This window comes from Ruegeria sp. HKCCD7559 (genome assembly GCF_013110575.1).
Taxonomy (GTDB): domain Bacteria; phylum Pseudomonadota; class Alphaproteobacteria; order Rhodobacterales; family Rhodobacteraceae; genus Ruegeria.
Genome location: NZ_WVQU01000012.1, coordinates 1 through 12047 on the forward strand (window position 1 = coordinate 1; position 12047 = coordinate 12047).

13 protein-coding genes are annotated in these 12047 nt (G+C 57.8%); 10 read left to right on the top strand and 3 right to left on the bottom strand.

All coding sequences use genetic code 11. The features are described from left to right. The first annotated feature begins 492 nt into the window (after positions 1-492). From GS605_RS19520 to GS605_RS19535, 4 genes are all read left to right on the top strand, one after another. On the top strand, positions 493-1242 hold the full coding sequence (locus GS605_RS19520; RefSeq protein WP_171725051.1) for an allophanate hydrolase subunit 1: 750 nt from the start codon (positions 493-495) through the stop codon (positions 1240-1242). Continuing rightward, complete coding sequence (locus GS605_RS19525; protein ID WP_171725052.1) at positions 1239-2237, top strand: biotin-dependent carboxyltransferase family protein; 999 nt, start codon at positions 1239-1241, stop codon at positions 2235-2237. Before GS605_RS19520 ends, GS605_RS19525 begins: the two co-directional genes overlap by 4 nt. A 12-nt stretch (positions 2238-2249) precedes the next feature. Further along, entirely contained in the window at positions 2250-3011 is a 762-nt protein-coding gene (locus GS605_RS19530; RefSeq protein ID WP_171725053.1) for a LamB/YcsF family protein, read from the top strand. Between the two features lie 149 nt (positions 3012-3160). Further along, positions 3161-4408, top strand: coding sequence for a hypothetical protein (locus GS605_RS19535; protein WP_171725054.1), 1248 nt, complete (start codon positions 3161-3163; stop codon positions 4406-4408). 57 nt (positions 4409-4465) lie between these two features. Here GS605_RS19535 and GS605_RS19540 read toward each other — a convergent pair whose 3' ends face one another. Further along, positions 4466-5860, bottom strand: a complete 1395-nt coding sequence (locus GS605_RS19540; RefSeq protein ID WP_171725055.1) for a D-alanyl-D-alanine carboxypeptidase family protein — start codon at positions 5858-5860, stop codon at positions 4466-4468. Positions 5861-6139: 279 nt separating this feature from the next. Continuing rightward, the gene (locus tag GS605_RS19545) at positions 6140-6841 is read right to left on the bottom strand and encodes an HAD family hydrolase (protein WP_171725056.1); all 702 of its coding nucleotides are present in this window, start codon (positions 6839-6841) and stop codon (positions 6140-6142) included. 93 nt (positions 6842-6934) lie between these two features. Between GS605_RS19545 and clpS the strand changes: the two genes are divergently transcribed. Genes clpS through hemF form a run of 4 tightly spaced genes read left to right on the top strand, consistent with a single transcriptional unit; the run spans position 6935 to position 10011 of the window. After that, positions 6935-7276 (top strand): ATP-dependent Clp protease adapter ClpS, encoded by a 342-nt coding sequence (gene clpS, locus GS605_RS19550; RefSeq protein ID WP_152456986.1) that lies wholly within the window; start codon positions 6935-6937, stop codon positions 7274-7276. A 42-nt stretch (positions 7277-7318) separates the two neighbouring features. After that, positions 7319-8284, top strand: a complete 966-nt coding sequence (locus GS605_RS19555; protein ID WP_171725057.1) for a class I SAM-dependent methyltransferase — start codon at positions 7319-7321, stop codon at positions 8282-8284. Positions 8285-8320: 36 nt separating this feature from the next. After that, positions 8321-9121, top strand: coding sequence for an SDR family NAD(P)-dependent oxidoreductase (locus tag GS605_RS19560; protein ID WP_171637986.1), 801 nt, complete (start codon positions 8321-8323; stop codon positions 9119-9121). Positions 9122-9126: 5 nt separating this feature from the next. Beyond that, positions 9127-10011, top strand: a complete 885-nt coding sequence (gene hemF / locus GS605_RS19565; RefSeq protein WP_171725058.1) for an oxygen-dependent coproporphyrinogen oxidase — start codon at positions 9127-9129, stop codon at positions 10009-10011. A gap of 3 nt (positions 10012-10014) precedes the next feature. Here the strand turns inward: hemF and GS605_RS19570 are convergent, their stop codons facing one another. Next, on the bottom strand, positions 10015-10422 hold the full coding sequence (locus GS605_RS19570; protein WP_171637989.1) for a hypothetical protein: 408 nt from the start codon (positions 10420-10422) through the stop codon (positions 10015-10017). 185 nt (positions 10423-10607) lie between these two features. Between GS605_RS19570 and GS605_RS19575 the strand changes: the two genes are divergently transcribed. Next, positions 10608-11120 (top strand): toxin-activating lysine-acyltransferase, encoded by a 513-nt coding sequence (locus tag GS605_RS19575; RefSeq protein ID WP_171637991.1) that lies wholly within the window; start codon positions 10608-10610, stop codon positions 11118-11120. Beyond that, complete coding sequence (locus GS605_RS19580) at positions 11121-12047, top strand: Hint domain-containing protein (protein ID WP_171725059.1); 927 nt, start codon at positions 11121-11123, stop codon at positions 12045-12047.

Consider the following 12047-nt stretch of genomic DNA (forward strand, 5'->3'; position numbering starts at 1 on the left):
AGCGTAACCGCCGCTTCCGCCGCGTCCCAGCGCCTCAGCAGCGCCGGTGAAGGGGGTTCTAAGTATAACAAACAAATCCCGCAAGCGGAAAATGACGCCGCAGAGCATTTTTTTGAAAATTCTTAGATAACCATTTAAAAACAGCATATTACAAGCGTCGAAAGCTCACCTTTCCTGTGTCGGTCGGGACTCTCTCCATCGGATGGCCACGACACAACCCGGAAGACACAAGATGGCACTACTATATATAGGGAATCGACCGACACTGAACACAAGGCTGCGCGACTCAAGTCCGTGAATCGACTCGGGAATCTGCCAGAATCTGCATTGAAAACCTTAGGGCCAGATTTCGAACTGCATCATGCCGAGGGGGCCTACATGATTCCGACCACACCTTGAGTGTGCCAACATTCTGAACACCAATCTTGAACATCCCACCGAGATGAGTTCTGGTCTGGGACATTCGTTTTCGACTTCTTCAGCGAGACAGGCATGACGCGTCACCTTACGTTCCCACTGGTCAGAACCGTCGGATTTGACGGAGCGCTTGTCACATTTGCGGACACGATGTCTGAGACAGCGAACCGAGCGGCGCTGGCCTTTCGATCTGAACTGGATCGGCTTCAATGGGCAGAGGTCACGGAATCTTCTGCCACGCTGGCCTCGGCATATGTCCGGTTCGATACGCAAAGCACCACCCACCAACAGATGCTGCACAAGCTTCAGGACCTCGTCGATCAGAAGGACTGGTACAGCACACCACTTCCAACAGGCCGCAGGCTGTGGCGAATTCCGACGGTCTATGGCACCGACCTTGCGCCCCAGCTGGACGATGCCGCTGCTGCTGCCGGTCTCGCGCCGGAAGAAGCAATACGGCGGCTTGGCCAGTCCCGCGTGCGGGTTTTGACGATAGGGTTCGCCCCCGGGCAACCCTACCTTGGGCCATTACCCCTCGAGTTCAATATTCCGCGGCTGCAAAACCTGACCCCCATGGTGCCCGAAGGCGCTCTGGTTCTTGCAATATCTCAGTTTGTCCTGTTTTCCGGGCCGACGCCAACCGGGTGGCGGCATGTCGGGCAGACGGCTTTTCGGTGTTTCCGGCCCGAGACGACCGAGGCATTCGCCCTCAAGCCTGGGGATGAACTGATATTCGAACCCATTTCCCGCGAAGACCTGGAACAAATCAGAGCCAAAAACGAAGATGGCACGGGCGGAGCAACCTGCGAGGAGATTGCGCCATGAGCCTGATCGTCCACCAGATCGGCCCGGCTTGCACCATCCAGGATCAGGGGCGCTCAGGTTATCTGAACCAGGGCCTGTCCCGGTCCGGGGCCGTCGATACACTGGCCCTTCATGAAGGCGCCGCATTGCTCGGCCAAAGCCCGGAACTTGCTGCGCTGGAAATGGCCGGAATGGGCGGCACGTTCGAGGCGACACAGAACATGCGCATCGCATTGACCGGTGCGCAGATGCAGGCCAGCATTGATGGCAGCCCCGTGGCCTGGAATGCCTCGCATCACCTGAAGCCCGGACAACGGCTGGTCATCGGTGCGCTTCTGCAAGGCAATTACGGCTATCTTCATTTGGGGGGCGGTATCGATTCAGAGGTTTTTCTTGGATCTCGATCCGCGCACCTGACGGCACGGATCGGGCGAGCGGTGAAACCGGGCGACAGGCTGAACTGTGGCGCGGAGGCAGGCGACGCTGGTTTGAAACTGCCCCCTTCCGAACGCTTCTCGGGTGGCGTTCTGCGTGTCGTCGCCAGCTTCCAGACGTCCTTGTTTGATGACGCAACGCTTGATCGGTTTGCGCGCACCTCATTCCATCGTGGCGCACGCGCCAACCGGATGGGGATGCAAGTCAACAGTGACGGCGACGGGTTTGCGGCCACTGGCCAACTTAACATCTTGTCCGAGGTTATTACCCCGGGCGACATCCAGATGACCGGAACCGGAGACCCGTTCATCCTGCTGCCCGAATGCCAGACCACAGGAGGGTATCCCCGCATCGCGACCGTTTTGCCCTGCGACATGCCCCGCGCAGCGCAGACACCCGCGGGCGGAGCGATCACGTTCGAATTTGTCAGCATCGAGCAAGCCACCGAATTGCACGCGGCATTCATGGCGGATCTTGCCCGCCTGCCCTCGAAAGTCGAAGCGTTGGTGCGTAACCCGCATGACATCCCGGACTTGCTGTCCTACCAATTGATCAGCGGAGTGATCTCTGCCACCGACTAAGGAGATGTGCCGATGCCAAGCGTCGATCTGAATGCCGATATGGGGGAAAGCTTTGGCCCATGGAAAATGGGCGACGACGAAAGCCTTCTGAAGATCATCACCTCGGCCAATATTGCCTGTGGCTTTCATGCGGGTGATCCGGATGTAATGGCATCGACAATGAAGCTGGCGGCCGAGAATGGTGTCGGTATCGGGGCGCATCCCGGGTTTCCCGACCTGCAAGGCTTTGGCCGCCGGAACATGAAGCTGTCTCAGGACACCCTCCGCAATCTGGTGCGGTATCAGTTGGGCGCAGCCATGGGCATGGCCAATGCGGTTGGCACCAGAGTTCGCCATCTAAAGCTGCACGGCGCACTGGCCAATATGTGTTCGCTCGATGTCGATATGGCGCGGGCCTGCTATCAGGGCGCGCTGGACGTCGATCCCGACATCATCGTGATGGTTCTTGCCGTGACGAAACAAGAAGACGCCGTGCGCGAGCTGGGCTGCAAATGGGTGGGCGAGATTTTTGCCGACCGCGCCTACAATGACGACGGAACATTGGTTGACCGCAGCCTGCCCGGCGCGGTGATCCACGACGCGGATGTCGCAGGACCTCGCATCCTGAACATGGTCCGCGAAGGCGCGATCATCACCGAAAGCGGCAAGCGGCTGGAAACATCGATCGACACAATCTGCCTGCATGGTGACGGACCAACTGCGGTGCAGATCGCCCGTTCTGTTCGCGAAAGCCTGATCGGGGGCGGTGTCGAGGTGACGAAGTTCACCCGCTGAACATCATGGGTTAACGTCGGCAACCCAAATTCACGACTGTTGCCCGTACAGGCCTCAGCGCCTAGCATGGCGGGCAAACGCATATTCTGAATACTACAATTTCAAACAATGCCTTGACCCATGGCGGGCAAGAGCAAGGAGGTCGTGGAATGTCATTTGATCTGATGTCTTATCAGCCCCGGGGCGACAAGAAGAACTCGGACTTCTTCAACGAATACCTTCCGAAGATTTACGAACGCCGGACAAGCTCGGGCATTGCGGATCAGGTCGGCGCGATGCGGGCCATCATCATTCAGGTCGAACCCGACGCGGTGTTCGACACGATGGTCGAACTTTATGTGATGACACCCTATCGGCACACCGCCAGCTATCTGGGACGAACCCACAGAGTCTCGGTTCTGCATTCACATCCCGACTATCCTGCGCTAATCCTGATGGCGCCGCTCAGCCCCGGATTCGAAGACTTTATCCCCCGCATCAATCGCATGTATCCACTGGCGCGCAACACACCGCAGACGCGCTATGTAGGCGAGGTATTTGCTGCCTGTGATCTGGACGCGCTGACCCATGCACTTGAGGATCAGAACATACGTTTCGAATATCCCGGAGATACCGAGAACCCGTTCTACACATCGGACGGGTTCCGATTCACCACCCCGTCCGATTTCACCTGCAACCGCGTCGGGTATTCGACCCACGACTTTAACGACACCGACAGTCTGGGCCTTGGGGATCGCGTGTTGCTGAGCGACACGGAACAGGCCCGTTTGGAACAGGCCGCCGCCTTTGGAACCGAAAGCAAAATCGCCCCGCTGATGCTGGGAATCGACCATCTTGCGACGCGGGTCCTAGCGGGCGAGCGCGAGGATGCGATCCTCGAGTTTCTGACCATGGTGCCCTATTATTTCTGGGGCGCTTACAACATATTCGACATGAACTCATCGACCAACGTGAACCGCAACGGCAATGTGGACGATGACAAAAAATCTCCGGCCAAGGTATTCACCGCAAACAACACGCCATCCTTCGTCAACTCCTTCGCCAAACTGCCGATGCCGACCGAGGATTTCGTGCGCAATTTTGGCCGTCGTCTGCACCACATGGCCGTCGAGATTCAGGATGGCGATCACAGCGCCGGGGAAAAAAACGTCGATTTCGTTGTGAACACCCTGAAGGACAAGGGTGTGCCGTTCCTGGCCCATGTGGTGGGCGAGTGCAAAGACGACCCGAACCTGAAACAGATCTTCTCGAAACACTCCAAACATACCCTGCTGATTACCGAGTATATCGAGCGGTGCCACAAATATGATGGGTTCTTCACCAAGGACAATGTCGCCGCCCTGACAGCCGCCGCCGGACAGGACGAACAATACCAGCACGGTCACGTTTTCGATTGAAAAAAGGGCTGCGGAATACCGCAGCCCAGACCCATTCAGGAGAGAATATGCCGAACCTTATGATGGCCCGATCATGAAACAGGTGACGTTGCGGGCCTGCAAACGGCGACAGGCCAGATCCGCCTGTTCGCGGGTCATGCCCTGAAAGGTTGCGTCAAACCCGCGCGCGCTTTGGTTCACTTTGCGCAGCGTGCCTTCCAGTGTGGTCATTTCCGACAATGCGGTTTTCAGCAAAACCTTCTCGGCCTCATACCGCGTGGTATAGCGCCCCACATTGACCCCCCACAGGTGCCCACCTGACGAAGACAGCCGAGTGACAACCTCCTGCTCAGGCTCTGGCTGCTTGGTGGAATCCGTCGAAGCCAGAACCAGATTGTCGGGGCGCAATGCCGGACGGGTATCGGATGTTTCCACCGGCGGTGCCGTTTGTGCGATATCCGCTTCGGCAATGGCCGCCGCGATCGCGCTGTTAATGCGTCCACGATTCTCATCAGCTGTCACAGCAACCGCGCTTGCGACTTGCGTCGACGCGGAGGGGCGCCGAACCGGGCGCAAACTGGATTTTGGCGCGCCGCTCACGCTGGCGACCTGCGTCCCGACACCCAATCCGGTATTTCCAGCATAGGCCGGTCGGGCAGGTTTGCGAATGGGCGCACGGGACGGGGCGCGGCGGAAACCCAAATCCAGAAGCTCGGCAACCTTGGCATTCCGAGAGGCGCCGGACTTTCCGCCGAAAACGGTGGCGATGATGCGTTCATCCTTGCGTTTTGCCGATGCCACAAGATTGAACCCCGCCGCACGGGTGTAACCGGTTTTGATGCCGTCGGCGCCTTTGTAGGCCGCCAGCAGGCGACGGTTGGTGTTGGGAACGGTTTTGATCCCTGCATGCGTCGATTGACGCGAGAAAAGGTTATAGTATTGCGGATAGTCATACAGCAGATGCCGACCCAGCGTGGTCATGTCACGTGCGGTCGAAAGATGCCCCGCCTCGGTCAAACCATGGGCGTTCTTGAAGGTCGTGCGGCTCATCCCCATCGCCTTGGCGGTTCGCGTCATACGACGCGCAAAAGCTGCCTCGGACCCGCTGATGGCAATACCGATGGCCGTTGCAGCATCATTCGCCGATTTCACAGCAGCCGCGCGGATCAGATAGCGAAAAGCAATTGTCTGACCAGCGCGCAGGCCCAGCTTCGACGGTGGCTCGGCTGCCGCCTTTTTGGTGATCCGAACCGGGGTATCCAGAGTGATCTCACCGTTCCGCACCGCTTCGAACGCGATATAAAGCGTCATCATCTTGGTCAGCGATGCCGGGTGAAGCCTTGTGTCAGCATTACGCGAATGCAGAACCTCTCCGGTTCGGGCATCAATCACCATCGCTGCGTAAGGTGCCGCCATGGACCTGAGCGGCGCAAACGCCAGCACGCACAACACCACTATGAGAAAAAAGCCCATTCGGGCCGGAACTGTCCGCCGAATCTGCACGATTTTTGCCTCTGTCTGCCTCGCGCCGCTGGGTTTTCCCAGTCAGCAAAAATTATTTTATTATCGTAAACTCTATCACAGAGACTTGGTGAAATAAACCGAAAGCTGAGCATTTCGCGGTTTCGTTAGGTTGCCTGAACTGGGCTATATCTAGACAAATACTGCCCAAAGCCCACCAGATGCGCGATTGAGGCAGAACTTGGTCAACACCCGGCAGGGTTTTCGTGGAACTGCGGCCAATAGGCAACATCAATTCAGGCTATGCACCAGATCGGCCAGACCGCCCAAATCCCTCAACTCCCGGAATCGGGGACTGTCGACCGGCGCTTCGGCATGCTCCACCTCCCAGACAAGGCCGTGCGGGACATGAACCCCCCAGCTTCCTGCCTGGATCGGAGCCACAACATCAGATCGCATGGAATTGCCAACCATCATCGCGCGCGCCGGGCCATCACCATGCCGCTCAAATATCGACCGGTAAGTTTCAGGGGTCTTTTCAGACACGATTTCCACTGCGTCGAACAGATCGCCCAAACCCGACTGGGCCAGTTTGCGTTCCTGGTCGATCAGGTCCCCTTTGGTAATCAAGACAACCCGGCACAAGCCTGTCATGCCTTCCACCGCGTCGCGGGCATGGGGCAACAGCTCGATCGGATAGGCCAGCATCTCTTGCCCGGCTTCGATCAATTGGCGAATGACCGAGGCCGGCACACGGTCATCCGTGACCTCGAGAGCGGTTTCGATCATCGACAGAACAAAGCCCTTGATGCCATAGCCATAGTGTCGAATGTTGCGCTTTTCGGCCGCCAGAAGCCGCTCCATCAGATGATCCTGGTCGGCATGATCGGCCAGCAGCTCGGCAAAATGCGCCTGCGTCAGCTGAAAAAAACGCTCATTGTGCCACAGGGTATCATCCGCATCGAAACCGATTGTCGTCAGCTTGTCAGTCATCTCGTTTACGTCCGCTTGCTCTTTTCACCAGCCATCCCCACGTTATATAAGCGCGAAGATAAACCCCAAAACTGAATCGGACAGTTGCCTACGATGCTGGAAAAGACCTGGATGATGTCTGACGAACCGGACGACGACAGCGACGCGTCCGTTCTGGTACAGACGCGCCCAAAAACCAAGCGTCCGCCTTTGTACAAGGTGCTGTTGCTGAACGACGATTACACGCCGATGGAATTCGTGGTTCATGTTCTGGAACGTTTCTTCGGCATGACCCATGCAGAAGCATTCGAGATCATGCTGACCGTGCATAAAAAAGGTGTGGCCGTCGTCGGGGTCTTCAGCCATGAAATTGCCGAGACCAAAGTTGGCCAGGTTATGGACTTCGCCCGCCGGCACCAGCACCCGCTGCAATGCACCATGGAACGCGAAGAATAAGGCTTTTCGCCTGACCCTCACACATATTTGCCGGAATTGCCCATGTCCCCTCGCCTGGAACTTGCATTGCAGAACGGCCTGTCGCTGTCGTCGCCCCTCAGCGTGATCTGCCCTGTTCCAACCCATGATCTGTCGGCGCTTCCCCATGCGGCGCAGGTGGTGCAGCCGTTCAAACCTTTTTATGACCATTTTGCCGCGCAGGGCTTTGACACGGTGCCCGAGGCAGAAAACCCTTGCGAGGATGCAATTGTGTTTTTGCCGCGGGCCAAGGCGCTTGCACGGGCGATGATCCATCTGGCCAGCTCACGAGCCCGCGGCGTTGTCGTGATCGATGGCGCAAAGACCGATGGCGTGGACAGCATTCTGAAAGATGTTCGCAAAAGGGTCTCGGTCGAAGGGCCTCTGTCCAAAGCACACGGAAAAATCTTCTGGTTTCAGGCTGACCCGCACAGCTTTGCAGATTGGGCTGCGCCAAAGACGCAGATCGTCGATGGGTACCACACGGCACCGGGTGTGTTTTCAGCGGACGGGATCGATCCCGCCTCGGCCATGTTGCTGAACGCCTTGCCTGCCAAGCTGGGGCCGCGCGTGGCCGATCTGGGTGCCGGGTGGGGGTATCTGACCGCAGAGCTTTTGAAGCGCGACAACCTAAAATCCGTGCATCTTGTCGAAGCAGACCACACGGCCCTTGCCTGCGCGCGCATCAACGCCTCTGACCCCAGGGCCCGGTTTTATTGGGCTGACGCCGTTACTTGGACGGCGCCAGAGCCATTGGACACGGTTGTAATGAACCCCCCGTTTCACACCTCACGCAGTGCCGACCCCACGCTGGGGCAGGGTTTCATCGCAGCAGCGGCACGCAATCTGACGCGCAACGGAACCCTATGGATGGTCGCCAATCGCCACCTTCCCTACGAAACCACTCTGAACGAACACTTCGCTCGGGTCGATGAAGCCGCCGGCGACAACCGGTTCAAGGTGTTTGACGCCTCTCGCCCTCGGCGATAAGGCCAGCTAACCTGCCCCTAATTCAGGAGGATTCGGATGTCCTTTTCCATCGCAGGCAAGACCGCAATCGTTACAGGCGGGGCCAATGGCATCGGGCTGGCCATAGGTCGGCATTTCGCGGATGCGGGCGCAAATGTCATGTTCGCCGATATAGATGAAAAACGTCTGGTCGATGAGCTGGGGGAACAGGCAGAAGACGGCAATATTCGGTATTTCGCAGGCGACCTGCGTGAAAAGCTGACCATTGCCAATTTGCTGTCGGCAACACTGGATGCGTTTGATCAGGTGGATATTCTGATCAACGGCGCGCGCCAGGTGATCCAGTCTGATCCGCTTGATCCCGATGACGACTCGATGCGCACCTTGCTGAACCAGAACCTGATGCCCGCGCTGCGGCTCAGCCAGTTGGTCGCAAAGCGTATGATCAAACAGGCCGGGGATGACGATGAGAGCCCTGCCGGATCGATCATCAACCTGTCATCCATCGCGGCCCGCCGCACGCATCCCGACCTGATGGCCTATTCCGTGTCGACAGCCGCGCTGGACCAGATGACACGTTCACTGGCCGTGGCGTTGGCGCCGAACCGCATCCGGGTCAATTCGATTGCGCTCGGCTCGGTCATGAGTGCATCACTGCAATCGACACTGAGAGAGAACCGGGAATTCCGCGACGATATCGAAAAGCACACACCGCTTGCCCGTATCGCGTCGGCCACTGAATTGACGGAAACCGCGCAGTATCTGGCATCGGATGCAGCCGGATTCATCACCGGCCAGATCCTGACAATCGACGGCGGCCGCACATTGCTTGACCCTGTTGCCGCACCTGCGCATTGAGACCCATGTTCGAAACAGAAAAAAACACCGCCTCTGCCTGGTTCCGCCAATTGCGCGACGACATCGTTGCCGCATTCGAAGCATTGGAGGACAGCCACGACACCGGCCCGTTTTCAGACGCAAAGCCCGGCCGCTTTGAAGTCAAGGAAACCAAACGCCAGTCCGAGGACGGCTCTGACGCAGGGGGCGGTCTGATGTCCGTGATGCGCGGCGGGCGCGTGTTTGAAAAGGTCGGGGTCAATGTCTCGACAGTTTACGGGACCCTGGGCGAACGTGCACAACAGGCGATGGCAGCACGCAAAGGCATTCCCGGGATGACCGAAGACCCGCGTTTCTGGGCCTCGGGGATCAGTCTCGTGGCGCATATGCAGAATCCCCATGTCCCGGCGGTGCATATGAACACTCGGATGTTCTGGACCCCGCACGCCTGGTGGTTCGGCGGCGGATCGGATCTGAACCCCTGCATCGAATATGATGACGATACGGCGCATTTCCATGATACCCAAAAGGCTCATCTGGACCCGCATGGACCCGGACATTATCCACGCCTGAAAGAGTGGGCGGACGAGTATTTCTATATTCCCCACCGCAAACGCGCACGCGGCGTGGGCGGTATTTTCATGGATGATTATTGCACCGGAGACTGGCAGGCCGATTTCGCCCTGACTCAGGATATCGGTCGGGCTTTCCTGCCCGCTTTCGTGCCATTGGTTGAAAAACGGCGCGCACAGGGTTTCTTGGACGCCGACAAAGACACCCAGCTGGTGCATCGCGGTCTTTATGCTGAATACAATCTGGTCTATGACCGCGGCACCAAGTTCGGACTGGAAACCGGACATGATCCGGACGCGGTTCTGATGAGCCTGCCACCGATGGCGAAATGGATCTGACGCTCAGAACGTGTCCATGATGAAGTTGTCATAGCAGTAGTTCTGCGCCGACGACGCCGACATGTTGGCCCCGACTTTCCTGACGGTGATGGAATATCCCGGCTTGGTATCCGCCCCCGGCGGCGGGGTCAGCGAGAATTGCACGGTCCGGACGCCGGGTTCATAGGCGCGCCAGATATAGATCCGTTGGTTGTTTGGCACGCCCAGACTGCGGATCGCGTAATCCCCAATTCCACACCAATAATTCACGGGCGCTGAGGATCCGATGGCCTTGACCTCGTAGACACCGTCCGGCATCGGCGTGATTTCCGTACGGAATTGCGGCCGAACGGACAGGCCGAAACCGACAGCCTCGGCCATCGCAGGTATCGATAAAAGCGCGGCAGCAGCCAGAGTCTTGAATGAACGCATAATCCAGGTATCCCGAAACAAGGGTCCGATACCAATAGCATAGTCGGGACGACCTGCGAGTAAAGCAGGACAGGCCAACGAGCCGGCAACACTGACCACATCAAAGAATTTATTCTACCCATATTGCAGGAAAGCAGTACACTCGCTGTAGACTTTTGGTTCCCGTTACACTGTTGGGCATCTCTTTGAGCAAGACGTTTCCAAAAGACTGGTTCGACTTCACGCCGGAAAAATATGCGGATCTGGGCGCTATGTTCTATCTGGCGGGTTTGACGAAAACACATCAGAAACGCAGTCTGGCACAGGTTTTGTACGCGTTCGAAACTCCGTTTCGCCTGGGCCAGTACCATATCTTCCGGCAGCACGGATTCCCTCGTGGTTTTGTCACCTTCGCCGGGCTCAACCCCGAAGCCGAGTTCCGTTATGCGGTGAAAGAAAAACCCCTTTCCGACACGGACTTCACCAGCGGATCATCCTTCTGGATCATTGATCTTGTGGCTCCGTTTGGACAGACCAGCCAAATTGTTGATATCCTCAAGCAGGAAATCCCGCACCCGCGTGTGCGCACCAACCGGATGGACAGTGACATGACACGCAATCGCATCGTCGAATGGACGCGGGATGAAGCGGGCGAGGTTCACATGCGCCTGTATCGCAAGAAGGAATTTGAACGCGTGTTGCAGCAAGGCGAGGGTTAATTGGTTTCAGTTCCGATCACAGGTGAACTGACCGGGGATGTGACTGGTTTTCCACCCAACGTTGAGACGGGACAACCCACTCTGGACAATGGAAACTTCAATCCGGTCACGCAAACCTGGACGATTGCGGCACAACCCGCCAACGGCACCGCCTCGATCGACCCGAACACGGGAGAGTGGACCTATACCGTCGACCCGACATTTTTCGATGGCCTCGACAAAGGCGAAGTCGTCTTCGATTCTTTCTTCATCAGCGTCTCGGGTACAACGCAAGCCGGCCCATTCACCCTTCCATTCACCGGCACACCGGACCCGGTGGAAGTGGTCATCCGGATCGAGGGCGTCTGTTTTGCGGCCGGAACCCTGATCGAAACTGAAAGCGGCCCGCTTGCGATCGAAACGCTGGACGCGGGTCATATGGTGGCCACTGCCGATCACGGTCTGCAACCTATCCGCTGGATCGAAAGCAGCAGAATTCCACCCGAACGATTATGCGATGAACCTGCTTTGCGCCCCGTTCGTATCTCGGCGGGCAGTCTGGGGCCGAACGAACCCTCACGAGACCTTCTGGTGTCGCAGCAGCACAGGATCCTGGTCAAAGGCCCGAAAGTCGAGCTGCTTTTCGGCGCATCCGAAGCCCTGGTTGCCGCCAAACACCTGTGCGGATGGCCCGGCATCTGCATCGATACATCGGTTCAAACGGTCGAATATCTCCACGTCCTGCTGGACCGGCATGAGATCCTGAACGCCGAGGGCGCGCAGGCCGAAAGCCTGTTTCTGGGGGAAGAGGCCCTTTATGGGCTGTCCTCTGAGGCATTGCGGGAACTGGCTTCGATATTCCCCGACAGACCGACCTCGGGTCACACCGGGTTCGGGCGCGCGGCTCGTCTGATACTGCGCGAACACGAAGCCCGCGCCCTCGCCTGA

Excerpts from the sequence above, each read along its gene's own strand:
- GS605_RS19535 (WP_171725054.1), top strand. The coding sequence starts at position 3,161 with ATGTCATTTGATCTGATGTCTTATCAGCCCCGGGGCGACAAGAAGAAC.
- hemF (WP_171725058.1), top strand. The coding sequence starts at position 9,127 with ATGTTCGAAACAGAAAAAAACACCGCCTCTGCCTGGTTCCGCCAATTG.
- GS605_RS19545 (WP_171725056.1), bottom strand. The coding sequence starts at position 6,841 with ATGACTGACAAGCTGACGACAATCGGTTTCGATGCGGATGATACCCTG.
- GS605_RS19520 (WP_171725051.1), top strand. The coding sequence starts at position 493 with ATGACGCGTCACCTTACGTTCCCACTGGTCAGAACCGTCGGATTTGAC.
- GS605_RS19555 (WP_171725057.1), top strand. The coding sequence starts at position 7,319 with ATGTCCCCTCGCCTGGAACTTGCATTGCAGAACGGCCTGTCGCTGTCG.
- GS605_RS19570 (WP_171637989.1), bottom strand. The coding sequence starts at position 10,422 with ATGCGTTCATTCAAGACTCTGGCTGCTGCCGCGCTTTTATCGATACCT.
- clpS (WP_152456986.1), top strand. The coding sequence starts at position 6,935 with ATGCTGGAAAAGACCTGGATGATGTCTGACGAACCGGACGACGACAGC.
- GS605_RS19525 (WP_171725052.1), top strand. The coding sequence starts at position 1,239 with ATGAGCCTGATCGTCCACCAGATCGGCCCGGCTTGCACCATCCAGGAT.
- GS605_RS19530 (WP_171725053.1), top strand. The coding sequence starts at position 2,250 with ATGCCAAGCGTCGATCTGAATGCCGATATGGGGGAAAGCTTTGGCCCA.
- GS605_RS19540 (WP_171725055.1), bottom strand. The coding sequence starts at position 5,860 with ATGGGCTTTTTTCTCATAGTGGTGTTGTGCGTGCTGGCGTTTGCGCCG.
- GS605_RS19560 (WP_171637986.1), top strand. The coding sequence starts at position 8,321 with ATGTCCTTTTCCATCGCAGGCAAGACCGCAATCGTTACAGGCGGGGCC.